Source organism: Methylobacterium sp. OAE515 (assembly GCF_041806315.1).
GTDB lineage: Bacteria > Pseudomonadota > Alphaproteobacteria > Rhizobiales > Beijerinckiaceae > Methylobacterium > Methylobacterium tardum.
Genome location: NZ_JBGMUV010000001.1, coordinates 3,380,681 through 3,404,598 on the forward strand (window position 1 = coordinate 3,380,681; position 23,918 = coordinate 3,404,598).

At 71.3% G+C, this 23,918-nt stretch carries 20 protein-coding genes and 1 pseudogene; 9 read left to right on the plus strand and 12 right to left on the minus strand.

Annotation, left to right across the window (positions count from 1 at the left end):
* Positions 1 to 59: 59 nt before the first annotated feature.
* Positions 60 to 1,301 carry a tryptophan synthase subunit beta gene (gene trpB, locus ABIE45_RS16640; protein ID WP_192710313.1) on the plus strand — a complete coding sequence of 414 codons (1,242 nt, stop codon included), beginning with the start codon at positions 60 to 62 and terminating at the stop codon, positions 1,299 to 1,301.
* A 171-nt stretch (positions 1,302 to 1,472) separates the two neighbouring features.
* On the opposite strand, the gene ABIE45_RS16645 is transcribed toward trpB, so the two are convergent.
* On the minus strand, positions 1,473 to 1,781 hold the full coding sequence (locus tag ABIE45_RS16645; RefSeq protein ID WP_192710364.1) for a helix-hairpin-helix domain-containing protein: 309 nt from the start codon (positions 1,779 to 1,781) through the stop codon (positions 1,473 to 1,475).
* Positions 1,782 to 2,161: 380 nt separating this feature from the next.
* Between ABIE45_RS16645 and ABIE45_RS16650 the strand changes: the two genes are divergently transcribed.
* Positions 2,162 to 4,009 carry an ABC transporter ATP-binding protein gene (locus ABIE45_RS16650; RefSeq protein WP_192710312.1) on the plus strand — a complete coding sequence of 616 codons (1,848 nt, stop codon included), beginning with the start codon at positions 2,162 to 2,164 and terminating at the stop codon, positions 4,007 to 4,009.
* A gap of 238 nt (positions 4,010 to 4,247) precedes the next feature.
* The gene (locus ABIE45_RS16655) at positions 4,248 to 5,153 is read left to right on the plus strand and encodes a cell envelope integrity EipB family protein (protein WP_192710311.1); all 906 of its coding nucleotides are present in this window, start codon (positions 4,248 to 4,250) and stop codon (positions 5,151 to 5,153) included.
* Positions 5,154 to 5,395: 242 nt separating this feature from the next.
* Here the strand turns inward: ABIE45_RS16655 and ABIE45_RS16660 are convergent, their stop codons facing one another.
* Complete coding sequence (locus ABIE45_RS16660; RefSeq protein WP_373622396.1) at positions 5,396 to 5,698, minus strand: DUF3572 domain-containing protein; 303 nt, start codon at positions 5,696 to 5,698, stop codon at positions 5,396 to 5,398.
* 74 nt (positions 5,699 to 5,772) lie between these two features.
* Between ABIE45_RS16660 and ABIE45_RS16665 the strand changes: the two genes are divergently transcribed.
* Both ABIE45_RS16665 and ABIE45_RS16670 read left to right on the plus strand, forming a co-directional pair.
* Complete coding sequence (locus ABIE45_RS16665; protein WP_007560977.1) at positions 5,773 to 6,144, plus strand: response regulator; 372 nt, start codon at positions 5,773 to 5,775, stop codon at positions 6,142 to 6,144.
* 135 nt (positions 6,145 to 6,279) lie between these two features.
* Positions 6,280 to 7,653, plus strand: a complete 1,374-nt coding sequence (locus tag ABIE45_RS16670; RefSeq protein ID WP_192710309.1) for a PleD family two-component system response regulator — start codon at positions 6,280 to 6,282, stop codon at positions 7,651 to 7,653.
* A 247-nt stretch (positions 7,654 to 7,900) separates the two neighbouring features.
* On the opposite strand, the gene ABIE45_RS16675 is transcribed toward ABIE45_RS16670, so the two are convergent.
* Positions 7,901 to 8,119: a hypothetical protein gene (locus tag ABIE45_RS16675; protein ID WP_192710308.1), complete on the minus strand. Its 219-nt coding sequence runs from the start codon at positions 8,117 to 8,119 to the stop codon at positions 7,901 to 7,903.
* Positions 8,120 to 8,296: 177 nt separating this feature from the next.
* Between ABIE45_RS16675 and ABIE45_RS16680 the strand changes: the two genes are divergently transcribed.
* The 4 genes from ABIE45_RS16680 to ABIE45_RS16695 all read left to right on the plus strand — a co-directional run bounded on the left by ABIE45_RS16680 (position 8,297) and on the right by ABIE45_RS16695 (position 12,995).
* Positions 8,297 to 9,505, plus strand: coding sequence for a DUF2252 family protein (locus tag ABIE45_RS16680; protein WP_192710307.1), 1,209 nt, complete (start codon positions 8,297 to 8,299; stop codon positions 9,503 to 9,505).
* A gap of 116 nt (positions 9,506 to 9,621) precedes the next feature.
* Positions 9,622 to 10,584 (plus strand): acetyl-CoA carboxylase carboxyltransferase subunit alpha, encoded by a 963-nt coding sequence (locus tag ABIE45_RS16685; protein WP_192710306.1) that lies wholly within the window; start codon positions 9,622 to 9,624, stop codon positions 10,582 to 10,584.
* Positions 10,581 to 11,312 (plus strand): papain-like cysteine peptidase, encoded by a 732-nt coding sequence (locus tag ABIE45_RS16690; protein ID WP_192710305.1) that lies wholly within the window; start codon positions 10,581 to 10,583, stop codon positions 11,310 to 11,312. The genes ABIE45_RS16685 and ABIE45_RS16690 overlap by 4 nt, the downstream gene beginning before the upstream one ends.
* 198 nt (positions 11,313 to 11,510) lie before the next feature.
* On the plus strand, positions 11,511 to 12,995 hold the full coding sequence (locus tag ABIE45_RS16695) for a murein L,D-transpeptidase family protein (protein WP_192710304.1): 1,485 nt from the start codon (positions 11,511 to 11,513) through the stop codon (positions 12,993 to 12,995).
* Between the two features lie 206 nt (positions 12,996 to 13,201).
* On the opposite strand, the gene ABIE45_RS16700 is transcribed toward ABIE45_RS16695, so the two are convergent.
* The 9 genes and pseudogenes from ABIE45_RS16700 to ppsR all read right to left on the minus strand — a co-directional run bounded on the left by ABIE45_RS16700 (position 13,202) and on the right by ppsR (position 23,896).
* Positions 13,202 to 15,364, minus strand: coding sequence for a molybdopterin oxidoreductase family protein (locus ABIE45_RS16700; RefSeq protein WP_192710303.1), 2,163 nt, complete (start codon positions 15,362 to 15,364; stop codon positions 13,202 to 13,204).
* 139 nt (positions 15,365 to 15,503) lie between these two features.
* The gene (locus ABIE45_RS16705; protein ID WP_192710302.1) at positions 15,504 to 15,677 is read right to left on the minus strand and encodes a YqaE/Pmp3 family membrane protein; all 174 of its coding nucleotides are present in this window, start codon (positions 15,675 to 15,677) and stop codon (positions 15,504 to 15,506) included.
* 406 nt (positions 15,678 to 16,083) lie between these two features.
* Positions 16,084 to 17,673 (minus strand): c-type cytochrome, encoded by a 1,590-nt coding sequence (locus ABIE45_RS16710; RefSeq protein WP_192710301.1) that lies wholly within the window; start codon positions 17,671 to 17,673, stop codon positions 16,084 to 16,086.
* 35 nt (positions 17,674 to 17,708) lie between these two features.
* On the minus strand, positions 17,709 to 18,053 hold the full coding sequence (locus ABIE45_RS16715; protein ID WP_192710300.1) for a hypothetical protein: 345 nt from the start codon (positions 18,051 to 18,053) through the stop codon (positions 17,709 to 17,711).
* Positions 18,053 to 18,553 carry a TspO/MBR family protein gene (locus ABIE45_RS16720; RefSeq protein ID WP_373622399.1) on the minus strand — a complete coding sequence of 167 codons (501 nt, stop codon included), beginning with the start codon at positions 18,551 to 18,553 and terminating at the stop codon, positions 18,053 to 18,055. The genes ABIE45_RS16715 and ABIE45_RS16720 overlap by 1 nt, the downstream gene beginning before the upstream one ends.
* Positions 18,550 to 19,776: a geranylgeranyl diphosphate reductase gene (locus ABIE45_RS16725; protein ID WP_192710299.1), complete on the minus strand. Its 1,227-nt coding sequence runs from the start codon at positions 19,774 to 19,776 to the stop codon at positions 18,550 to 18,552. Before ABIE45_RS16725 ends, ABIE45_RS16720 begins: the two co-directional genes overlap by 4 nt.
* Positions 19,777 to 19,780: 4 nt before the next feature.
* A pseudogene (locus tag ABIE45_RS16730) lies at positions 19,781 to 21,113 on the minus strand (BCD family MFS transporter).
* On the minus strand, positions 21,113 to 21,997 hold the full coding sequence (chlG, locus tag ABIE45_RS16735) for a chlorophyll synthase ChlG (protein WP_192710297.1): 885 nt from the start codon (positions 21,995 to 21,997) through the stop codon (positions 21,113 to 21,115). The pseudogene ABIE45_RS16730 and the gene chlG overlap by 1 nt, the downstream one beginning before the upstream one ends.
* 441 nt (positions 21,998 to 22,438) lie before the next feature.
* On the minus strand, positions 22,439 to 23,896 hold the full coding sequence (gene ppsR, locus ABIE45_RS16740; RefSeq protein WP_192710296.1) for a transcriptional regulator PpsR: 1,458 nt from the start codon (positions 23,894 to 23,896) through the stop codon (positions 22,439 to 22,441).
* Positions 23,897 to 23,918 lie beyond the last annotated feature (22 nt).

The window sequence follows — 23,918 nt, forward strand, 5'->3', positions numbered from 1 at the left end:
GTCGCCCACATGGGTCTAGGCACCGCGCAAATCATCGCTTCGCCCGCAGGATCCGTCCCGTGACCATCGCGCCCGAGCCCAACTCCTTCCGCACCGGCCCCGACGAGCGCGGCCGCTTCGGCATCTTCGGCGGCCGCTTCGTCGCCGAGACGCTGATGCCGCTGATCCTCGAGCTGGAGGCGGCCTACGAGACGGCCAAGCAGGACCCGACCTTCAAGGCCGAGATGGAGAGCTACGGCACCCACTATATCGGCCGACCGAGCCCGCTCTACTACGCCGAGCGCCTCACCGAGCACGTGCGCGCCAAGGCGCCGGCGGGGCAGGGTGCCAAGATCTATTTCAAGCGCGAGGAGCTGAACCATACCGGCTCCCACAAGGTGAACAACGTGCTCGGCCAGATCCTGCTGGCCCGCCGCATGGGCAAGCCGCGGATCATCGCCGAGACCGGCGCCGGCCAGCACGGCGTCGCCACCGCGACGCTGTGCGCGCGCTTCGGCCTCAAGTGCGTCGTCTACATGGGCGCGGTCGACGTCGCCCGGCAGGCGCCCAACGTCTTCCGCATGAAGATGCTCGGCGCCGAGGTGATCCCGGTGGAATCCGGCACCAAGACCCTCAAGGACGCCATGAACGAGGCGCTGCGCGACTGGGTCACCAACGTCGCCGACACGTTCTACTGCATTGGCACGGTGGCGGGCCCGCACCCATACCCGGCCATGGTGCGCGACTTCCAGTCGGTGATCGGCCGCGAGACCCGCGAGCAGATGATCGCCCAGGAAGGCCGGCTCCCGGATTCCCTCGTCGCCTGCATCGGCGGTGGCTCGAACGCCATGGGGCTGTTCCACCCGTTCCTCGACGACCGCGAGGTCGAGATCTTCGGCGTCGAGGCGGCGGGCCACGGCGTCCAGTCCGGCCTGCACGCGGCCTCGCTCACCGGCGGCAAGCCGGGCGTGCTGCACGGCAACCGCACCTACCTGCTGATGGACGGGGACGGCCAGATCTCTGACGCCCACTCGATCTCGGCGGGCCTCGACTATCCGGGCATCGGGCCGGAGCACGCCTGGCTGCACGAGATGGGCCGGGTCACCTACCTGTCGGCGACCGATTCCGAGACGCTGGACGCGTTCAAGCTCTGCTCGATGCTGGAGGGGATCATCCCCGCCCTGGAGCCGGCCCACGCCCTGTCCAAGGTCCTGGAACTCGCGCCCCAGCGCCCGGCCGAGCACCTCATGGTGATGAACATGTCGGGCCGCGGCGACAAGGACATCCCGCAGGTGGCCGAGATCTTCGGGACGAAGCTCTGAGGCCGCAAAGCCGGAGCCGCGCCGTGGCTCCGGGTCACCGCCGGCGAACCCATCATTCCTGCCGGCGCAGGGCGTTCATGCGTCGGCGGGCGTGGATGCCCGGCCCTGCCGCGCGGACCCGGGATGACGCGGCCCCGTGTCGATCCGGTCGAGGACAGGCCTCGCCAAGCCTCACCGCACCGTGACCTGATCCCTGATCCGCTCGTAGACCGACCGGCTGAGCACGCGCTTCGACAGAAGCTGGTCCACCGACGTGTAGGGACGCTTGGCGACGATCGCCCGGCCGATGGCGCCGCCGCCCCGCAGGCGGTTGAGATCCGCCACCGAGGCGGTGTTCAGGTCGACCACGGCCACGGCCCGGGGCCCGGCATTGTCCTCGGCCCGATCGATCTCGGCCTGGCCCGCGGAGTCAGGCACCTGAGCCTGCGCCTCCGGCGGCGCGGCCGGATCGGGCGGGACGGCGAGGGCGTCGGACGGCATCTGGGTCGGGGCGGCGGGGGCCGCGGCGGTCCTGGGCGGGGCGGGCGGCGCCCGGACAGGCTCGGCCGACGCGGCCGGCGGGGATAGCGGCTCGGTCGGCTGGACGGGGGTCGGAGACTCGGCCACGGGCGCAGGCTTGGGAGAGGATGCGGCCGGCGACGCGGGCCGGGATTCCGGCTCGGGCGCCGGGCTCGGCAACAGGAACTGCACCACCGCGGCGAGCAGGCCGGCGATAATGAGTAAGACCGAAATTCTCAGGATTGCAGGGCCGCTGAGCACGCACCACTCGACAAGATCTAAGTCTAGATAATGCTACAGCTTATGCTTTCTTCGCCTTTCGGCCAACCGGCGGCGTCTCTTCAGCGTGGGATCGGGCGGCGATGACCACCAGCCGGGGGCCCGGCCAGAGCGCGCGTCTGGGGGCCCTGCGCTACCTGCCCGCCCTGTTCCGCGAGATTGCCGCGGCCAGCCCCCGCCTCTTCGCCGCGAGCCTCGCCCTGCGGCTCGTGGCGGCCTGCCTGCCGGTCCTGACCCTGTACCTCGCCAAGCTGATCCTCGACGGGATCGTGGCCGAGCATGCGCGTCCGGCGCCGGGGGGCGGGCTCGCGGACTGGCTCGCCGATCCGGGACGCGCCCGGCTTGCCGCTCTGGTGGCGGCCGAGCTCGGCCTCGCCCTGGTCTCGGACCTCACCGGCCGGCTCTCGAGCCTGACCGAGACCCTGATCGGCGACCTCTACGCCAACACGGCCTCCCTGCGGCTGATGGCGCATGCCGCCGCCCTCGACCTCGCGCAGTTCGAGGACAGCGCCCAGCAGGACCGGCTCGAGCGGGCGCGCCGGCAGGTCAGCGGCCGGACCAGCCTCATCGGGACGGTGCTCGGGCAGGTCCAGGCGCTCGTCACCCTGGCCTCCCTGGCGGCGGGCGTCGCCGCCTTCACCCCCTGGCTCGTGGTCCTGATCGCCCTGGCCCTGGTCCCGGCCCTGCTCAACGAGTGGCACTTCACCAAGGCCGGCTACCGGCTGGCCTGGTTGCGCAGTCCCGAGCGGCGCCGGCTCGACTACCTCCGCTATCTCGGCGCCAGCGTCGAGACCGCCAAGGAGGTCAAGCTGTTCGGCCTCTCGGGCTATGTCACCGACCTCTACGCGACGGTGGCGCGCCGTATGCTGGCCGAGAGCCGCAGCCTCGCCACGGCCCGCGCCGGCTGGGGCTTCGCCTTCGCGAGCCTCGGCACGCTCGCCTATTACGCGGCCTACGCGGTCATCGTCTGGCGGACGGTGGCGGGATCCTTCTCGGTGGGCGACCTCGCCTTTCTGGCCGGCGCCTTCCAGCGCCTGCGCGGCGGCATCGAGGGGCTGCTCCTCGGCTTCACGCAGATCACCGGCCAGGCCCAGTACCTCGACGACTTCTACTCCTTCTTCGCGATCCGGCCGCAGATCCGCGCGCCCGCTCGGCCCGTCCCGATCCCGCGCCCGATCCGGGACGGGCTGGTCTTCGAGGATGTCGGCTACCGCTACCCCGGCACGCAGACCTGGGCGCTGCGCAACCTCTCCTTCGCGATCCGCGCCGGCGAGACCGTGGCGCTGGTCGGCGGCAACGGCGCCGGCAAGACCACGATCGTCAAGCTGATGACCCGGCTCTACGATCCGCACGAGGGCCGCGTCCTCCTCGACGGCGTGCCGCTCCCGGCCTACGACCTTGACGACCTGCGGGCGCGGATCGGGGCGATCTTCCAGGATTTCGTCCGCTTCGACCTGACCGCGGGGGAGAACGTCGCGGTCGGCCGGATCGAGGCCGCCGCGGACGCGGACCGGATCGCGGCCGCGGCGGCAAGGGGGCTCGCCGCCCCGGTGATCGAGCGCCTGCCCGAGGGCTACGCCCAGCCGCTCGGCAAGCGCTTCGCCGGCGGCCTCGACCTCTCGGGGGGCGAGTGGCAGAAGGTCGCGCTGTCCCGGGCCTACATGCGCGAGGCCGAGATCCTGATCCTCGACGAGCCGACCGCCGCCCTCGACGCCCAGGCCGAGCACGATGTCTTCGCGCGTTTCCGGGAGCTGTCGGCCGGGCGGACGGCCGTGCTGATCTCGCACCGCTTCTCCACGGTGCGCATGGCCGACCGGATCCTGGTCCTGGAGGGCGGCCGCCTCCTGGAGGAAGGCAGCCACACCGCCCTGATGGCGCGGGGCGGCCGCTACGCCGCGCTGTTCACCCTGCAGGCGGAGGGCTACCGGTAGGCAAGCCCCGCCGTCTTTCCGGGGCCGCGCAGCGGAGCCCGGACCCGAAGGGGCGCGCCGGAGGCGGGCAATCCAGAGCCGCCGACGCGGCAAGCATCTGCACCGGGGGCGTTTTCCGGTTTCCGCGCTCGCCTGCGGCGCCCCGAAATGACGGCGTGGATCACCGGACGCACCGTCACCCAACCATTGCCCGATTCCCTGAGCCTGCTATCTGCGGCGGACCGAACCGAGGTTGTCCATGCGCCTGCGCTTCTCCCGACTCCTGACGGCCGGCCTTCTCGTCTCCGCGTGGGGGGCGCAGGCGGCCCCCGCCGTCTCCGAGCCCCCCGCGCCCGGGGCGCCGACCGCGGCCCCCGCGATCGTGCTGGCCAACCATCGCGCGGTCTACGACCTGTCGCTCGCCGAGGGCAGCGGCACCCGCTCGGTGGAGAGCGCCCGCGGGCGCATCGTCATCGATTTCCGGGGCGATGCCTGCCGCGGCTACACGATGCTGACCCGCCAGGTGACGGAACTCTCCTCCGGCGAGTCCGGCACGCGCCTGTCCGACATGCGCAGCACCACCTTTGAGGGCGGGGAAGGCCGCGAGTTCCGGTTCAAGACGACGACGCTCACCAACAACCAACCCGCCGCCCCCGTGGACGGGACCGCCTCCGAGCAGGGCGACGCCCTCACGGTGAAGCTGAAGGGCGGTCCCAAGCCGTTCACCGTGACGGGGCCGGTGCTGTTCCCGAGCGAGCACATGCGCCGGCTGATCGACGCGGCGCGGGCGGGTCAGTCGACCGTCTCGGTCAAGGTCTATGACGGCTCGGACGACGGCAAGAAGGTCTACGACACCTTCGCGGTGATCGGCCATACGGCGACCGGCCCGGCCCCGGCCGCCGATGGCGCGCGGGACAAGCCCCTGCGCGACGGGCCGCTCGCCGGGATGCCGCACTGGCCGGTGCGCCTGAGCTACTACACGGAGGGCGCCGGGGAGCGCACGCCGATCTACACCCTCGGCTTCGACCTCTACGAGAACGGCGTCAGCGGCGCGCTCAAGCTCGATTACGGCGACTTCGCCATCCTGGGCGACATGACCGCCCTCGACATCGACGCCAAGGCGGGGCGGGGCGACAAGGATTCGGGCAAGGGCTGCACGCCCTGAGGGCCCGGACCACCCGGGCCTGTCTCCCGCAGGAACCGGGGCGACCCGGTGCGCACCGTCATCCCGGGGCCGCGCAGCGGTGCCCGGGATCCAGATCCGCCGACGCGGCCAGGCCCGGCACATCGGTGCGTCTGGATTGCCCGCCTCCGGCGTGCCCCTCCGGGTCCGGGCTCGCCTGCGGCGCCCCGGAATGATGGCCGGATCGACGCCTCCGGAAACGAACGTCCCGAGCGTTCAGCCCCTCACGCCCACTCGTCGTCGGGGCGCGGCGACAGCCTGTGCCACGCCGCGGCGATCCGCTCGGGCTTGACGCCGAGTGCCGCCGCGCAGGCGAGGAGCACGTTCTCGTCGCCCATCACATGGTCGAGAACGCCCACCAGAAAGGCCGGCTCCCGGGCGCTCTCCCGGAGCGTCTCGGGGCCGAGTCCGCTCGCTGCCAGGAACGGCAAGAGGCGGTCATCCTCGGCCGTGATCCACAAAAGAACGTCCAGGGCGAGCCGTTCGGCGGCTTCATCCCCTTGAAGAGGTTTGCCATTCATCAACATGTGAACGCTACAAAGGCGACGGAGGGGCTTCACCGCCCACTAATCATGATCGGCGCGCACCGGGACAACGGATCATGAAGAAGACGGTGCTGATCGTCGAGGACAACGAGTTGAACATGAAGCTGTTCAACGACCTCCTGGAAGCGAACGGCTACGCGACTCTGAAAACCGCCCACGGGATCGAGGCGATCGAGCTCGCGCGGGCACACCATCCCGACCTGATCCTCATGGACATCCAGCTGCCGGAGGTCTCCGGGCTGGAGGTGACCAAGTGGCTCAAGGAGGACGACGATCTCAAGAGCATCCCGGTGATCGCCATCACGGCCTTCGCCATGAAGGGCGACGAGGAGCGGATCCGCGAGGGCGGCTGCGAGGCCTACCTGTCGAAGCCCATCTCGGTCGCGAAGTTTTTAGCAACGGTTCGCGCGTATCTTGAGCCGCGGTGACCCCGCAGGGGCGCACCGTTGAGGAGGCGACCCGGCCGCGCCGGACCGGGTCGCCTCCTCAACCGTCCCCCCGATGCGCGGCCGTACGCCGACCCGCCCGATCCGGGCCGCCCAGCCGCGTGTCAGCGAGGAACCATGTCGGCCCGCGTCCTGATCGTCGACGATCTGTTCCCGAACGTGAAGCTTCTGGAAACGAAGCTCGGGCTGGAATATTTCGACACGCTCGCCGCCATGAACGGCCCTGACGCCATCGCGATCTGCGAGAAGGGCCTGTGCGACCTCGTCCTGCTCGACGTGATGATGCCCGGCATGGACGGGTTCGAGGTCTGCCGCCACCTCAAGAGCAACCCGGTCACCGCCCACATCCCGGTGGTGATGGTCACGGCCCTCGACCAGCCCTCGGACCGCCTGCGCGGGCTCGACGCCGGCGCCGACGACTTCCTGACCAAGCCCGTGGACGACACCGCCCTGTTCTCCCGGGTCCGCAGCCTCGTGCGCCTCAAGGCGGTCACCGACGAGCTGCGCCAGCGGGCATTGGCCTCGCGGGAGTTCGGCATCGGCGATCCCCTGGCGCTCGCCACCGCGGAGACCGGCCTCGACGCCCGGATCCTGCTGATCGAGGACCGTCCCGGCGCGGCGGACCGGATGGCGGGGGCGCTGCGCCAGCACCACGCGGTGACGATCGAGCCCGACCCGCACGCCGCCCTCCAGCGCGCCGCCGAGGAGGGGTTCGACCTCGCCCTGGTCAGCCTCGACCTCGCGGGCTTCGACGGCCTGCGCCTGTGCAGCCAGCTCCGCTCCCTGGACCGGACCCGCGCCACGCCGCTGATCATGCTGGCGGAGGAGCACGACCGCGCCCGCGTGGTGCGCGGCCTCGATTTCGGCGTGCACGACTTCCTGATGCGCCCGGTCGACCGGAACGAACTGACGGCCCGTGTCCGCACGCAGGTGAAGCGCAAGCGCTTCACGGACGCGCTCCGGGGGGCGATGCAGGCCTCCCTGCAGATGGCCGTGACCGACGCCCTCACCGGCCTGCACAACCGGCGCTACCTCGACAACCATCTCGGCGCGCTCTTCGCCGACGAGGCCACGCGGCGACCGGCGCTCGCCGCGCTGATCCTCGACATCGACCACTTCAAGGGCATCAACGACAGCTTCGGCCACGAGGCCGGCGACGAAGTGCTGCGCGGCTTCGCCGAGCGGGTCCGCCAGCACACGCGGCCGGTCGACATCGTGGCGCGCTACGGCGGCGAGGAAGTCGTGGTGATCCTGCCGGAGGCCGGCCTTGTCGAGGCGCAGATCATCGCGGAGCGCATCCGCGAGCGGGTCGAAGCGGTGCCGTTCACGGTGCAGCGATGCACCCGATCGGTCCCCGTGACGGTCTCGATCGGCGTCGCCGTGCGGCACACGGAGGATGCCAGCGCCGGAGACATGCTCCGGCGTGCCGATCTCGCCCTGTACCGGGCCAAGGCGGCGGGACGGAACCGGGTCGAGCCGCAGGCGGCCTGAGCGCCGCGAGCGGTCCGCTCAGCTCAGATCCTCCCAGCCGGCCTGCCCGCCCGCGCCGCCCACAACCGCGCCACGGCGTCGAGCGCCCAGGCCGGCGAGACCCCGCGGCGGGATCCGATGCAGCGCAGGCTGCCGCCGTCCTGCCCTGGACCAGCGTGCTGGCCTTCACCCGGAAGCCCATCGTGGCGCGCAGGTCGAGCAGCGTGGCCAGATCCGCGTCCGGCCCGAATGCGACGGTCACGGTGCCCTAGCTGCGCCGCCGGAGCACCGTCTCGAGCCGCCGCAGGCGCTGCAGCGTCAGCAGCCAGTCGGCCAGCAGCATCGCCGTGCCGGCCGAGACGCAGATCGGCACCATGGTCCGCAGGCCGGATGGCCGAGCTCCTCCCGGTCCCAGCCCAGCGAAGGCCGCCGGGAAGCAGAGGCCGGGGCGGATCGCGACCATCTCGAGGGTAGGCTCGCCGATCACCGCGTGGACCCGGCAGCGGGACGGGGTGCGGGGCGTTCGGAGCGCGGCATCATCGCAGGCCCTTCAAGGCGGGGCGCGTCAAATCGCTTACCCCTGCTTAGGGATGAAAACCCTAGGATAGCCGTGCCAGGACAGCCCGGTGCCAGTTCGGCGCCGGCAGAGAATCGGACGACCCGGATGGACATGCAGGTGCCGGCACAGACCGGCCGCGACGCGAGCGTGCTGGAGCACCGCCGCCTGTGCAAGATCGCCTCTTCGCCGCACGCCTATGTCCGCGGCAGCACGGCCCACTTCTACGAGCTCCTCGCCCGCATGCCGGCGGGGGCGCTGCCCGAGGGGCCGCCGGTTTGGATCTGCGGCGACGCCCATCTCGGCAATCTCGGTGCGCTCGCCGGCCCGGACGGGCAGATCGACATCCAGGTCCGCGACCTCGACCAGACCGTGGTGGCGAACCCGGCCTTCGACCTCGTCCGGCTGGCGCTCTCCCTGGTCACCGCCGCGCTCAACGCGACGCTGCCGGGCATCGTCACCGCCCGGATGATGGATGCCATGGCCGACGGCTACGCCGACGGGATCGCCGACCCCGAAGGCGCCGAGCGCGACATCGCCGAATCCGAGATCGTCGCCACGACGAAGCGGCGGGCGCTCGGGCGGCGCTGGCGCCACCTGTCCCGCGAGCGCCTGAAGGGCAAGGCCGGCCGCCTTCCGCGCGGCAGCCGGTTCTTCGACCTCGACCCCGACGAGCATGCGGCCTTCGACGCCCTCAGCCGCGATCCGGAGGTGCGGCGGCTCGTCCTGGCGCTCGGCGGCGCGGCTTCGGATGCCGAGATCCGGCTGCTCGATGCCGCCTACTGGATCAAGGGCTGCAGCTCCCTCGGACGCCTGCGCTATGCCGGCCTGGTGGAGGTCCTGGGCGGCGACCGTCCGCACCTCGCGCTCCTCGACGTGAAGGAGGCGGTGCCGCATCTCGCGCCCGCCGCCCCGGGCGCCGCCATGCCGGCCGACCATGCCGAGCGGGTCGTCGCGGGCGCCCGGGCGCTGTCGCCCAACCTCGGCGACCGGATGGTGGCCGCGCACTTCCAGGGCACGCCGGTCACGGTCCGCGAGCTGATGCCGCAGGATCTCAAGATCGACGCCGAGCAATTCTCGCGGAGCGAGGCGGTGCGCGTCTCGGGTCACCTCGCGGCGATCCTCGGCCGGGCCCACGGCCGCCAGATGGACGGGGACGCCCGCCGGAGCTGGATCGCAGCGGTCCGCGCCTCCGGCCCGGGACCGGACGCGCCGGGCTGGCTCTGGACCGTGGTCACCGACCTGATGGGCGAGCACCAGCGCGGCTACCTGGAGCATTGTCACCGGATCGCTCGCGAGGACCTGACGCGGGGGTGACGGGCGGCCGGCGCGGGCCCTTCGGCCACGACGCCGGTTGACACCAATCCCGCCATCGCCAACACCTCGCGCCCGCCGCCCTTCGCGCGGCGGACTCCGGGAAGACCTGTGACACGATGGCGGTGACGCGCACCTACCTCGACTTCGAGAAGCCGGTGGCCGAGCTGGAGGCCAAGCTCGAGGAACTGCGCGCCGTGAGTGCGCGCGACGGCGCGGTCTCGATCGCCGAGGAGGTCGGCCGGCTCGAGGCCAAGGCCGGCCAGGCGCTCGCCGAGATCTACGCGAACCTGACCCCCTGGCAGAAGACCCAGGTGGCGCGCCACCCGCAGCGTCCGCACTTCGTGGATTATTGCGGCGGGCTGATCACCGAATTCACGCCGCTCGCCGGCGACCGCAGCTTCGGCGAGGACGAGGCGATCCTGGGCGGGTTCGGCCGCTTCCGCGGGCGGCCGGTCCTGGTGCTCGGCCAGGAGAAGGGCGCCACCACCGAGGCGCGGCTGCGCCACAATTTCGGGATGGCGCGCCCCGAGGGCTACCGCAAGGCGGTGCGCCTCATGGAGACCGCCGACCGGTTCGGCCTGCCGGTCATCGCCTTCGTCGACACCGCCGGCGCCTATCCGGGCATCGAGGCGGAGGAGCGCGGCCAGGCCGAGGCCATCGCCCGCTCGACCGAGGCCTGCCTCGCCCTCGGCGTCCCCAACGTCGCCGTGGTGATCGGGGAGGGCGGCTCGGGCGGGGCGATCGCGCTGGCCACCGCCAACCGGGTGCTCATGCTGGAGCACGCGATCTACGGGGTGATCTCCCCCGAGGGCGCCGCCTCGATCCTGTGGCGCGACCAGGGCCGCGCCTCCGACGCGGCCACCGCCATGAAGATCACCGCCCAGGACCTGCTGCGCCTCGGCGTGATCGACACCATCATCCCGGAGGCCACCGGCGGGGCCCATCGCGACCGCGAGGGCGCGATTCGCGCCGCGGGCGACGCCATCGCCGAGTCGCTCGCCCCGTTCGACGGCCTCACGCCCGAGGAGATCCGCGACCGCCGCGCCGAGAAGTTCCTCGCCATCGGCCGGACGCTGTGACCGCGCCCGGGGCGACCGGGGGCCTGCTGGGCGCCCTCGGGCGGCTCATCGGCCGGCGCGACGCCCGGGAGCCGGGCTCGCACAACCACATTTCGCTGGGCTGCAACTGCCAGATGGCGCACGTGCTCAAGACCCTGGATCTGCGCCAGTGGTCGGGCCCGCTCGACTGGATCTTCTCGATGCCCGGCATGGCCCGGGACTGCCTCGCGGACGATTTCGCCGCGCTCGTCGACCGGAGCCAGCTGGAGACCATCCCGGAGGCGGAGCGGCGCGGGCCCGGCATCTGGCGCGGGCGTCACCGGCTCTATCGCGAGCGCCACGGGCTCGAATGCGTGTTCAACCACCACGATCCGGCGGCGAATGACGCGGATTACGCCTTCCTCACCGAGGGCGTGCGCCGGATCCGCAAGGCACTCGACACGCCCGGCACCGACAACCGCCTGTGGATGATGACCCATCTCCACACGCCCCGGGACGTGGTCGAGGCGATCGACGACCTCCTCGGACCGCGGGCAAGCCGCAACCATCTGACCTTCCTTCAGCTCGAGCCGGGGCACCCGGGCATGGAGGTCGCGGAAGCCACCGACCTGCGGCCGACGCTCCGCTGGCTCACGGTGCGCACCCCCTCGGAGCCGGTCGGCATGCGCCTCGCCGACCCGGCCGACGATGCCCGGCTCGTCGAGATCATCCGCGCCGAGGCGGCCCGGCGGCCCGCCGTGCTCGGCTGAGCGAGCCCTGTCGCCATCCCGGGGCCGCCTGTGGAAAGCGCGCATTCGCGGGCTCGGCGCATGTGGGAACAATCCAGTGTTGCAACCGGGTCCTTGCGGTAAGGAAGGCGCAAGCTTAACGAGCCTATTGGGTTGGGGAGTGGCGCCCGACGATGGCCAATAAGGCCCGCGGGCGCGCATAGGACATCGAGGTTCCCCATGACGGCGCGTCTCGCGACCGCGCGACTGCTGGCGGCGGCGTCCCTGCTGGCCCTGTCGCTCGCCGCCTGCCAGGACGGTTCCGGAATCAACGGCCCGAGCGCGCGCAGCCTCGCGCCGATCGCCCCCCAGACGGTCGCCCTGATGCAGACCAAGGGGATGCAGCAATCCGACCCGATCCTGATCCGCACCTTCAAGAAGGAAGCGGAGATGGAGGTCTGGAAGCGGGGCGGCGACGGCCGCTACGCGCTCCTGAAGACCTACCCGATCTGCCGCTGGTCCGGCCAGCTCGGCCCCAAGACCCGCGAGGGCGACCGGCAGGCGCCGGAGGGGTTCTACACGATCACCCCGGGCCTGATGAACCCGAACTCCTCGTACTATCTCTCGTTCGATACCGGCTTCCCGAACGCCGTCGACCGGGCCAACGGGCGTACCGGCAAGTACCTGATGGTGCACGGCACCTGCTCGTCGGCGGGCTGCTTTGCCATGACCGACGCCACCATCGCGGAGATCTACGCCATCGCCCGCGAGGCGTTCATCGGCGGGCAGCGCAGCTTCCAGTTCCAGTCCTACCCGTTCCGCATGACGGCCGAGAACATGGCCAAGTTCCGCAACGACCCGAACATCGGGTTCTGGCAGAACCTCAAGGAGGGCTCGGACTATTTCGAGGCCCTGCGCGAGGAGCCGAAGGTCGGCCAGTGCGGGACCAAGTACGTGTTCGGCGGCGCCGACGCGGCGGCAGGCTCGTGCAAGCCGAAGGTCGATCCGCAGGTCGCGGAGAAGAGCGAGCGCGACGCGCACGCGGTGGCCGAGCTCGTCGCCAAGGGCACCCCGGCGGTGCGGGTGGTCTACCAGGACGGCGGCCAGAACCCGGTCTTCCGCCCGCCGGCCAACACCAGCGCCTTCGCGAGCCTCGGCGGCACAGAGACGGTGCTGCCCTACGATGCCAAGGAATACGGCCGGCACAATCTCGGCGACGTCAGCCGCCCGGAGACCCTGGCGGCCGGGCCGCAGGAGATCGAGGTCAGCCCGAAGGGCCAGACAGTGATGATGGCCGGCGCCGAGCCGGCGAAGGCCGCGAAGGCGGGGGCCGTCAAGGGCGCCAAGCCGGCGGCCACGACCCTCATGGCCAACCGGGTCGAGCCCGAGCCCAAGGTCGACGCCAAGGTCGAGACCACCGCGGCGCTGCCGGAGAAGCCCGCGCGGATCGCCGTGGCGGATGCTGATGGCGACCCGAGCGCCTACCAGAAGCTGTTCGGCAAGCTGTTCGCCAAGGACAATCCGACTCCGGCCGCCCCGCCGACCCCGGCGGTCGACGCGGCGGTCGTGCCCGAGCCGGTCAAGCTCGCGCACGCCGAGACGGCCTCGCCGAAGCCGGCCGCCAAGGCGCATGCGGTCAGGACGGCCAAGGTGGAGGCCAAGACGGAGTCGAAGGTCGACGCGAAGCCCGCCCTCCGGAAGGGCGACGACAAGGCCAAGCCGTAAGGCGCGTTCCGATCGCGCCAGGGCCCGGGATCCCGTCCGCCTCGTCGTTCCGAGCGGCCGGCGCGCGGCGTCGGCCTCGAAGGCGGGCGCCGAAAGGTGCCGTGATCCCTGCGGACTCCTCACGATGAGCGTGCGCTGCACCGTGCCGCTATGCACGAACGGCCCGGCCGAAGCCGAGCCGTTCGCGCCGGTCGTCGCCCGCAGCCTCAGTTCGCCCGTGAGACCTCGACGAGGTTGTCGGAGAACGAGGGGGCGTGGCCCATGTCGGTGAAGGCGCCGGACGAGATGCTGTTGACCGTCCCCTCGTTGAGCTGGCGCCAGTAGCCCAGCGTCGCCACCACGATCCCGGCCTTCACGTCGTCGGTGATCCGCGCCACGCCCTTGAACGCCCCGCGGTCGTTACCGACCTTCACCCGGTCGCCGTCCCGGATGCCGCGGGCATCGGCATCGGCTTGGCTGATCATCACGAACTGCTCGCCCTGGCCCTTCTGCTTGTCCTCCATGTTGGCGTAGCAGGAGTTCAGGAAGTAGTGGCTCTTCGGCGAGACGATGTTGAGCGGATAGCGCTTGGCGAGCTCGGGATCGTTCGTGTGCGACTCGCGCGGACCGAGGTAGTCCGGCAGCGGGTCCAGCGCCTCGCCGGGCTGGAAGCCCTCGTACATCTGCCGGAAGGGCGGGGCGACGAAGTTCGTGGCGCCCTCGACCTTCAGCATGCACTTGCCGGTCGGCGTCGGGAAGTTCCCCTCCCGATGCGGCGCCCGGTCGTCCGGCGTGCCGACCTTGAGGCGCGCGAAGCCGTGCTCGCGCATGTAGGCGAGGTCGATCCCCTCGCAGGCGGGGGCGTTCCAGTCGACGTAGTGCTCAAGGCACTCAGCATCGCTCCACTTGAAGTTCTCCTCCTCGAAGCCGAGCCGCGCGGCGAGCCTGCGGAAGATCTCGTTGTTGGGGATCGCCTCACCCGGCGCCTCGGCGCACTTGGTGTTGTAGGTCAGGTAGAGGTGGCCCCACGAGAGGATCATGTCCTCCATCTCGGCGCCCATGGTGGCGGGCAGCAGGATGTCGGCGTAGGAGGCCGTGTCCGAGATGAAGTGCTCGGCCGAGACCATGAACAGGTCCTCGCGCATGAGCCCCTCGACGATCTTGTCGGTCTCGGGCGCCTGCGTGACGGGGTTCGAGTTCCAGCACATCATCGACATGATCGGCGGGTCGAGCTTCATCTCGCCGGTGAGCGCGCGGCCGATCTGGAGGTTCGAGACGACGCGTGTGCCCTCCGGGATCAGGTCCGGGCGGCAGATGACGTCGAACTTGTAGGGGTGCTCCCAGACGCCGAACTGCGTGATGCCGCCGCCGACATGGCGCCACGCCCCGGTGAGCGCCGGGATGCAGGCGACCGCCCGGATGGTCTGGCCGCCGCCATAGTGCCGCTCAAGGGCCACACCGATGCGGATGCCCACCGGCTGCTCGGTGGCCATTTCCCGGGCGAGCTTGCGGATGTCGTCGGCGGAGACGCCGGTGATCTCCGCGGCCCATTCGGGCGTGCGGTCCGCGGCGCGCTCCTTCAGCTCCTCGAAGCCGACCGTGTAATTGTCGACGTAGTCCTGGTCGACGAGGCCCTGCGCGATGATCGCGTTGATCAGCGCCATGGCGAGCGCGCCGTCCGTGCCGGGCTTCGGCGCGATGTGCCAGTCGGCGGCCTTGGCGGTGCGCGACGCGTAGGTATCGATCACCACGACCTTGGCGCCCTTCTTCTGGGCGTCCTTCACGATCGCCCAGTGGTGCAGGTTCGTGCTGACCGAGTTGCAGGCCCAGATCACGATGTACTTGGAGTGGATGTAGCTGTCCGGGTCGAGGCCGGCCGTCGGGCCGACGGTGAGGAGCCACGCGGTGCACGAGCCCTCGCCGCAGAAGGTGCGCTCGGTCACGGTGGCGCCCATGCGGTTGAAGAACGCGTCGCCGCCGTTCAGCCCGTGCACGAGGCCCTGGTTGCCGAGGTAGCTGTAGGGCGCGATGGCCTGCGGCCCGTACTGGTCGATGATCGCCTTCCAGCGCGACACGATGGTGTCGAGCGCCTCGTCCCAGGTGATCCGCTCGAACTGCTTCGAGCCCTTCGGGCCGACCCGCCTCATCGGGTAGAGGAGCCGGTCCGGGTGGTAGTGGCGCTTCTCGTAATCCTTCAGCTTCACGCAGAGACCGCCGCGGGTCATCGGGTGATCCGGGTTACCGCGCACGCCCTGGAGCTGGCCGTCCTTGACGTCGAACAGCATCGAGCAGGTGTCGGGGCAATCGTGCGGGCACCCCCCGAAGAAGGTCTCCGTCAGGCTCTCGGCCTCGGAGACGATCAGAGAGTCCGGCTTGACGATCTCGTTCATGTTTCCTCCCTGGCCGGGGTTTCGAGGCCTGTTATTGTTCAGGCATCCCGGTCTCACGCGTCGATAGCGTACAGGGTAAGGAATAAAAGTTCTAATCGGTCCCGCGCGGATTTTCCGCACGGGTGTCGCCGGGGATGGCTCAGACCAGCGGGCGGTCGCGGTTCATCAGCCACAGGGCGTGGACCGTGCCGGGCAGCCAACCCAGGATCCACAGGACGATGTTGAGCAGGAACTGCAGGCCGAAGCCCGTGGTGACGAGCACGGCGATCGGCGGGAAGAAGATCGCGAGCAGGATGCGGATGAGGCTGGACACGGCGGCTCCGGGTCTGGGGATCTAAGGGCCGACCCTCAAACGAAGCGCGACCGTCCGCGTTCCACCGAGCCCGTCATCCTGGGCTTGCGCAGCAGGGCCCGGATTCCGGGCGCGCCGCATCGGCAGGTTGGACCTACGCGGCCTGACCCAATCCGGCAGGCGTTGCGGCTCTGGATTCCGGGCTCGCCTGCGTCGCCCCGGAAAGACGGCGCTGGTCGGATCTCTGCGGGACCCTGGGAGCCGGACCGGCCCGCAGCCCGACCCGTCTTTCCGGGGCCGCGCAGCGGAGCCCGGACCCGAAGGGGCACGCCGGAGGCGGGCAACCCAGAACCGCGACGGGGCAGGATGAGATCGGCAACCCCGTCTCGTCCGGCAGCCGATGCGCTCCGGAAAGACGGGGCGCCTCTCAGTTCTTCATCGGCGGCGTCGTCGCGGACGGCACGTTCGCCGCCTGCTTCTCCGGATGCTTCACCTGGCTGTAGGCCACGTTGGCGAAGGTGCCGATCACCGCCGGCCAGCTCGGGCTGCCATATTGCGGGTCGTCGCGGCCGACCTTGCAGAAAGCCGTGGTCAGGGCGTTGACCACATCGTCGTCGTTGGCCCCCGTATCGGCCGCCTTGATCTGCGGCACCAGCCGAACCAGCGTCGGGACGAAGTCCTGCTGCTTCACGCCCTTGAGGGTGTTCTGGACGCCGAGCTGGTCGAAGGCGGCCTTGAGCTTGTCCTGCTCGATCTCCGCGCAGGGCGCCGTGCCGGCCAGCATGGTCTTGGTGGCGGCCCGCGCCTCGGAGGCCTTGTCGCCGGTCACCGGCGGCGCCTTGTTCCCCCAGGAATTGCGGATGTAGTCGGTGACGTTCTTAACCTCGACGTCGGTCATCTGCTGGCCGATCGCCACCATCGGGGCGAGGCCGCTCTGGGCGGCGAGCCCGCCGTAGATCACCCGCAGCACCGTCTCCGGCCCCTCCGACATTACCGAGGTGTTGCCGGCCAGCGCCGGGACCGCGCCCTGGATGCCCTTGCCGTCGGGCTGGTGGCAGGAGGAGCAGTAGGTCAGGTAGGTCGAGGCGCCCGGCGCGTCCGGCTTGTCGAAGGCCGCGAGGTCCTTGGGCTTGTAGGTCTGCTTGGCCGGCACGGTGCGGAGATACGCGACCATCGCCTTCAGATCCTCCTCCTTCACCTTGGAGAGGGATTCCATGATGGTCTGGCGCATCGGGCCGGCGGCGACGCCCGGCCGGTCGCCGGGGGCGGTGCCGGTCCTGAGATAGGTGACCACCTGCTCGTCGGTCCAGGCGCCGATGCCCTGGTGGCCGTCGGGCGTGATATTCGGGGCGTACCACCCGTCGATCACACCACCGCCGAACCGGCCCGCGAAGCTCGAATTGCCGACGAGCTTGTTCTCGTTGTGACACATGGCGCAGTGGCCTAGGCCCTCGACCAGATAGGCGCCGCGGTTCACCTCGGCGCTGGCGTTCGGGTCGGGCTTGAAGCGCTCATCCGTGAAGAAGGCCGTCCGCCACGTCACCAGCGCGGTGCGGACGCTGAACGGGAACGGGATCTGGCTCTCCTGCCGCTTCTCGTTCACCGCCGGGACCGATTGCAGGTAGGCCCAGATCGCCTTGGTGTCGTCGTCGGTGACCTTGGTGAACCAGCCGAACGGGAAGGCCGGGTAGAGGTAGCCGACATTCTTGCTGTAGCCGTGCCGGAACGCCTTATCGAAGTCGTCGTAGCTCCAGTTGCCGAGCCCGGTGTCCTTATCGGGGGTAAGGTTGGGGGTCATGATCACGCCGAACGGCATGTTCAGCGCGTAGTTGCCGGCGAGGAACTTGCCGCCCGGCGCCGTGTGGCAGGCCGCGCAATCGCCCATCGTGACGAGGTACTTGCCGCGCTCGATCTGGTCGGACGACCCGTCCTGCGCCAGGGCCGGGGCGGCCAGGAACAGGCTCGCCAGGATCGGGGCGGAGGCCCAGCCGGACGGGAGGGCGTTCGTGCGCTTCATGGCAACCTCCCGAGGCAACTTTAGAGTTTCTTCAATCAGGTGACGCGCGTGAACGCGACCGTTTGCGGCGTTGTTCCGGCCGGCGCCGGGCTGCGGCGTTGTGCCGTGGCCGCCCGGAACCGCAGGCCGAGATCGGCCAGGTGGGCGACGAGCCCCGCCAGCATCCACCCGGCGACCGCGACCCAGCCGGCCCCCACCAACGCCGCCCGCAGGGCCAGCATCAGCGCGGCGCCCGAGGCGAGATTCGTCAGCAGCGACGGCAGCGGCAGCCCGCGCCGGCGGCCGATCCAGGCGAGGGCGAGCGCCTCGCAGGCGACGAGCAGGAGAATGGCATCGATGATCCGCCCCGAGGCGAATGCGGCGGCGATCGGCGCCTCCATCACGCGGGCTTCCCGAAGGGCGCGTTGAGGCGGACGATCCGCAGGTTCAGGCAGGCCGCGGTGCTGACCCAGGCGAGGTAGGGCAGGTTCATCAGCGCCGCCGCGCCGGAGACCCGGCCGGTGACCAGCACCAGCGCGACGATCGACAGCCACAGGGCCGCGACCTCGGCGAGCGCCCAGTCGGGCCGGCGGCACCGGAAGAACAGCACGCTCCAGGCGATGTTGAGCACCCCGTTCACCGCGAAGGCGGCGAGCAGCACGCCTCGGGCAATCGGGTCGGGATCGCCGGTCCAGGCGAGCACCCCGGAGGTGGCGGTGAGCGCGAAGATCACGGTCCAGACCGGCCCGAAGGCCCAGTCCGGCGGCTTCCAGGCCGGCACGCGCAGGCCCCGGTACCAGCCGTCCGTGGTGGTCGCGACGGCGCCGGCAATCGCCACCAGCACGGCGGCCACGGCCGCGACCGCGGGCGGCCCCCAGCCGGAGCCGGCCAAGACGGTCACGGCGAGACCCAGCGGAACAGGTGGGCGAGGTCCTTGAAGAAGATCCGCGCGTGGGCGGCGGGCTTGGCGCGGACCAGCTCCTTGTTCATGTAGCTGTCCCAGGTGAGCTGCTGGACATCCTTGTCCCGGCAGATCGAGACGAAGCGCTCCCGCAGCCCGTCGCTGCGGTACCAGACCCACTGCATCATCCCGAGGATCCAGAACACGCGGCCGTGCAGCTTCATGAACTGCTTCCGCGCGCCCGCGAGCGCCCGGGCATCGCCGGTTTTCAGGAAGACGGCGGCGGCCTCGGCCGAGAGCCGACCGCCGAGCATCGCGTAGTAGATCCCCTCGCCGGAGGCCGGCGCCACGACGCCGGCGGCGTCGCCCGCCAGCAGCACGTCCCGGCCATTGTCCCAGCGTTTCAGGGGCTTGAGCGGCAGGGGCGCGCCCTCGCGGCGCAGGGTCTTCGCGTGGTCGAGCCCGGTCGCCGTGCGCAGGGCCCGGATCGAGGAACGCAGGGAGAAGCCCTTCTTCGCACTGCCGGTGCCGATGCTCAGCGTGTCGCCGTGGGGGAAGATCCAGCTGTAGAAGTCCGGCGAATGGCGGCCCTGGTAGTAGACGTCGCAGCGCGTCGCCTCGACCGCCTCGGCCCCGGGGGCGCCGGCCTCCGGCACCTGCAGGATCTCGTGATAGGCGAAGACCTGCCGCATCTTGGCGTGGCCCGGCACCTCCGCGCGGCCGACGGGCGAGCAGGCGCCGTCGGCCCCGATGACGAGGCGCGCCCGGACGGCGTGGCGGGCGAGGCTCTCGCCCGCGCCGGTGTTGAAATGGACCAGCGGCGGTCCGTCATCGGGCCGGGTGATCGTTTCGAACGCGGCATCGCGCAAGTTCGCACCGGCCGTCTCCGCGCGGGCGCGCAGCCACGGGTCGAAATGCTCGCGGTCGACCATGCCGACGAAGCCCTCGCCGACGGGCATGTCGACGGCCTTGCCGCTCGGCGCCACCATCCGGGCGGAGCGGATCTTCGCGACGAGGAGCGCATCGGGGATCGCGAAGTCGCGGATCAGCCGGGGCGGAATGGCACCGCCGCAGGGCTTGATCCGGCCGGGCTTGTCGAGGAGCAGCACCGCGTGCCCGGCCCGGGCGAGGTCGGTCGCCGCCGTGGCCCCGGCGGGACCGCCGCCGACCACGACGACGTCGTAGCGGTCGCGACCGGAGCCGCCATCATCCAACCGCGCCATGGCCTCACCTCACGCTGAAGGCAGGATCGAGCGGCACCGGATCCGGTGCCGGGGCTGAGTCGAGCCGCGCCGCCAGGACGACCGCGACGAGGAACAGCACGCCCTCCGCGGCGAACACCGCCGCGTAGGCCTGGATGGGTTCGGCGGTGACGAGCCGGACGGCATCCACCGCCACGGCCCCGAGGAAGCCGCCGGCCCCGAAGGCGACGCCCTGCGCGGCGCCCCAGACGCCCATGCGGGTGCCGCGCTCCCGCGCGTCGCCGCGGCCGGCGAGCGCCATCATCGAGCCGATGGCGGCGACCGCGTAGGCGCCGTTGGCGACGCCCAGCGCGAACACCGTTGCGCGGAGCGGAAAGTCCGCGCCCGACGCCGCGCCGCTCGCGAGGGCGAACAGGGCGGCCGCCGAGCCGGCGCAGCCGATCCCGATCCAGAGCCGCAGGGAGGCGAGGGCGGTGCCGCGGGCGATGAGGGTCACCGCCGCCACCAGCAGCATGCCGGCGAGCACGCCGCCGTGCTGGAGGCCGGCGAGCTTGGTGGTGGCGCCGGGGGTCATCGCGAAGACGAGGCCGGCATAGGGCTCCAGGATCAGCTCCTGGGCGCTGTAGGCCAGCATCGAGACGAAGACGAAGATCGTGAAGGTCCGGGCCACCGGATCGGCCAGGACCTGGGCCAGCACGGTGAAGAACGGCCGGCGCATTTCCGCGGCCTCGGGGGCCCGGACCGGCAGGCGGCGCTCGACGCCGGCGACCGCGACCGCCGCTACGCAGAAGGCGACGAGCGAGACCGTGCCCGACACCGCCACGAGTCGCAGGCCCGAGAACGGGTCGAGGAAGTGCCCGGCAAGCGGCGCCGTGACGGCGAAGCCGACGATCATCATCACCCAGACGACGGTGGCGGCCGCGCCCCGCCGCGCCGGCGCGACGCCGCCCGACAAGAGGACGAGGAGAGACGTCCCGGCCGCTCCGACGCCCATGCCGACGCACAGGAACGAGAGGGCGGCCAGTCCCAACCCGAGGGCGAGGTTCTCGGCCGCCAGCGCGGTGCCGCAGGCGGGCGCCGAACCCGCCGAGGCAGAGGGCCGCCATGCCGCCGACGATCCAGGGGGTGCGCCGGCCGCTGCGGTCGGACCCGTAGCCCCAGCGCGGGCGCAGGACCTGCACGGCGTAGTGCAGCGCGACCAGCAGGCCCGGCACGAAGGCAGGGAGCGCCAGTTCCACGACCATCACCCGGTTGAGGGTGGCGGTCATCAGCACGACGACGCTGCCCAGCGCAGTCTGGACGAGGCCGAGGCGGACGATCTGGGGCCAGCCGAGGCCCGCGCTTCGATCCTGCGCCATCACGACCCTCCCACCAGCGGGCGCAGCGCGAAGGCCGCGACCAGCATGCCGAGGACGTAGAGGGTGGTGCCGGTGCCGTTGTACCAGATCGCCCGCTCCCGCGGATTCTCGAGGAACCGGGCCATCAGGGCGAACTGGCCGGCGAGCAGCGCCGCGACGAGGCCGGCATGCCAGTACCGCTCCCAGCCGACGAGGAGCGCGATCACCGCGACCTGCGGCAGGGCCATGACCAGGCAGGCGAACCGCGCGGCGCGCTCGGAGCCCATCTGCACCGGCAGCGACAGCAGGCCCATGCGCCGGTCGCCCTCCACCGACTTGAAGTCGTTGAGGGTCATGATGCCGTGGGCGCCGGCGGCGTAGAGCAGCGCGACCGCGAGCACCCGCCGGTCCGGCAGGGCGGCGGCCATGACGGCGGCTCCGGTGAACCAGGGCAGCCCCTCGTAGCAGAGCGCCACCGCGGCGTTGCCCCACCAGCCGTTCCGCTTCAGCCGCACCGGCGGCGCCGAGTATATCCAGGCGAGCACCAGACCGAACAGGGCGGCCCCGAGGATCCAGGGACCCAGAGCCGCGGCCACCACCAGGGATAGCAGCGTCCAGCCGAGGGCGAGGTAGAGCCCCCAGCGGCCGGGGATGCGCCCGGAGGGGATCGGACGGTTCGGCTCGTTGATCGCGTCGACGTGGCGGTCGAACCAGTCGTTGGCCGCCTGGCTGGTGGCGCAGACCAGCGGCCCGGCCAGCAGCACCCCGGCGGCGATCACCGGCCACTGGCCGTGCGCCGGCTGACCCGACGAAATCACGCCGCAGGCGAACGCCCACATCGGTGCGAACCATGTCAGCGGCTTCAGCAGCTCGATGACTGCGCTCGGGGCGGGCGTGGCGGCCATGGCAGGAGGCTACCGGCGCGGCACCGAGTGTCAAGTGAGATTTACATATCCGGTTTCGGCGTGCGCGTCATTTGTCTCGCGAATACAGCCGCGAGTTGAAAATACATTATCCAGCGCACCGCGGAGTGGCGGGCCGCAGGGCAGGAAGCTACCCTCGATGCAATGCGGGATCGGGGCGGGGCGCGTTCCTCGACAGGGCCTGCGGCGCGCACCCTTGTCGGCAATGCGCTGCCTTGCGGATGCGGCCTGCGTTGCGCGCCGATATGGACTTCGTCCTTCCGGGGCGCCGTAGGAGAGCCCGGACCCGGAGGGTCACGCCGGAGGCGGGCAATCCAGAGCCGCCGTGAGTGCAGGTTCCAGGCATGTTGGTAGATCTGGATCCTGGGCTCCGCTCCGCGGCCCCGGGGTGACGGGCGAAGGCGCAGATCGCCGCCGGAGGCCTCAGTCCTCCTCGACCGGACCGTCGAGATCGCCGACGCCGTAGCGGCGCATCTTGGCATAGAGGCCCTGCCGGCTGAGGCCGAGCATCTCGGCCGCCGAGGCCCGGTTGTCCCGGGTGATCCGCAGGGCCGCCTCGATGCAGAGCTTCTCGATCAGGTCGGTCGTCTCGCGCACCAGGGTCTTCATCGAGACCCGCCCGACCAGCTCGGCCATCTGCTCCACCGAGCGCGGCACCTCCCGCCCGCCCGGCATGCGGCCCTCGAACCGTCCTTCGGGGATCCGCCGTGGTGCGGGCCGAATCGCGAAGCCGAGGCAGGGCCGCGCGCCCGCTACCGAGACGGCGGCGACCTCCACGTCCTCGATTCCGCCGAACGTGCCGCGGATCACTGTGGCGAACCGGCGCACGGCCCCGTGGTCGACGAGAGTGGCGAACAGGGCCTGCGCCTCGGTCTCCTCGCGGCCGAGCCAATGGTCCAGGGTCCGCCCCCGCGCCTGCCCCTCGGTGGCGAGCTGCGCCAATTCCAGGAAGGCCGCGTTCGCGGTGAGGATCCGCCGGGACGGGTCGGTGACCACGAAGCCCTCTGGCATCGCTTCGATCACCGCGCGGGTGGGCGCCTCCTGATCGGCCCCGGCCTCGGCGGCCACCGGATCGGCCACGAGCCGCATCAGCGCGCTGGCGCCGCCCTCGCCGCGGAACAGCGAGGCCGAGACGGTCACCTCGCCGCGCCCGTGCGGCAGGGTGGCCCGAATCTCCCCGGCCTGCCCGGTTGCCCGAAGGGCGGCGAACTGGGCTTCGATGGCCCGGGTGCTGGCGGCATCGAACAGGTCGACCGCGTCCTGGCCGACGATGCGTTTGGCGGGGCGCCCGAGCAGGCGTGCGGCAGCCGGGTTCGCCTCGGCGACCCGCCGCGTGCCGACATCGACCACCAGAACCGGCTCACCGGAGATCTGGAACAGCTGTCGGTAGCGGGTCTCGGCCGCGCGGAGCCGGTCGTAATCCCGCTCCAGCGCCTGCTGGGTTTCCACCAGCCGGCGCTGGAGCGCCGATACGGCCCGCATGTCGCGCCCGAGAACCAGGATCGGACCGCCTTCGGCCGGACGGAACGAGGCGTAGCGGATCGGCAGGTCGATGCCGCTGGGGGAAGGATGGTTGATCTGGCGCCAGCGCGTGATGCCCTCGGGCCGGGCGTCGCGCAGCAGGGCATCGACCTTGGGCCGGCTCTCCACCGTCACGGTGTCGACCCAGCGCCGGCCCAGCCAGCCGGGGATGTTCTCCGCATCGAGATCCGTGCCGACCGTCGCGTCGCGGATCACGCCGTCGGCGTCGATCACCAGGGACAGGTCGGCAGAAGCCGCGACGATGCGCCCGGCCACCTCTCCGTCGAGGTGACCGGCCACCTGCTGCAGGGCCGCGGGCGGCTGCTGCGGGGTGGGGCGAGGCTGGAGAGTCACGGTCACCGTAATGTGATGTTCGGGTTAC

What these genes read in the sequence shown, in the direction of transcription:
- ABIE45_RS16645 (WP_192710364.1), bottom strand. Translation starts at nt 1,781, where the DNA reads ATGCCGTCCGACGCCCTCGCCGTCCCGCCCGATCCGGCCGCGCCGCCG.
- ABIE45_RS16650 (WP_192710312.1), top strand. Translation starts at nt 2,162, where the DNA reads ATGACCACCAGCCGGGGGCCCGGCCAGAGCGCGCGTCTGGGGGCCCTG.
- ABIE45_RS16655 (WP_192710311.1), top strand. Translation starts at nt 4,248, where the DNA reads ATGCGCCTGCGCTTCTCCCGACTCCTGACGGCCGGCCTTCTCGTCTCC.
- ABIE45_RS16660 (WP_373622396.1), bottom strand. Translation starts at nt 5,698, where the DNA reads ATGTTGATGAATGGCAAACCTCTTCAAGGGGATGAAGCCGCCGAACGG.
- ABIE45_RS16665 (WP_007560977.1), top strand. Translation starts at nt 5,773, where the DNA reads ATGAAGAAGACGGTGCTGATCGTCGAGGACAACGAGTTGAACATGAAG.
- ABIE45_RS16670 (WP_192710309.1), top strand. Translation starts at nt 6,280, where the DNA reads ATGTCGGCCCGCGTCCTGATCGTCGACGATCTGTTCCCGAACGTGAAG.
- ABIE45_RS16680 (WP_192710307.1), top strand. Translation starts at nt 8,297, where the DNA reads ATGGACATGCAGGTGCCGGCACAGACCGGCCGCGACGCGAGCGTGCTG.
- ABIE45_RS16685 (WP_192710306.1), top strand. Translation starts at nt 9,622, where the DNA reads ATGGCGGTGACGCGCACCTACCTCGACTTCGAGAAGCCGGTGGCCGAG.
- ABIE45_RS16695 (WP_192710304.1), top strand. Translation starts at nt 11,511, where the DNA reads ATGACGGCGCGTCTCGCGACCGCGCGACTGCTGGCGGCGGCGTCCCTG.
- ABIE45_RS16700 (WP_192710303.1), bottom strand. Translation starts at nt 15,364, where the DNA reads ATGAACGAGATCGTCAAGCCGGACTCTCTGATCGTCTCCGAGGCCGAG.
- ABIE45_RS16710 (WP_192710301.1), bottom strand. Translation starts at nt 17,673, where the DNA reads ATGAAGCGCACGAACGCCCTCCCGTCCGGCTGGGCCTCCGCCCCGATC.
- ABIE45_RS16715 (WP_192710300.1), bottom strand. Translation starts at nt 18,053, where the DNA reads ATGGAGGCGCCGATCGCCGCCGCATTCGCCTCGGGGCGGATCATCGAT.
- ABIE45_RS16725 (WP_192710299.1), bottom strand. Translation starts at nt 19,776, where the DNA reads ATGGCGCGGTTGGATGATGGCGGCTCCGGTCGCGACCGCTACGACGTC.
- chlG (WP_192710297.1), bottom strand. Translation starts at nt 21,997, where the DNA reads ATGGCCGCCACGCCCGCCCCGAGCGCAGTCATCGAGCTGCTGAAGCCG.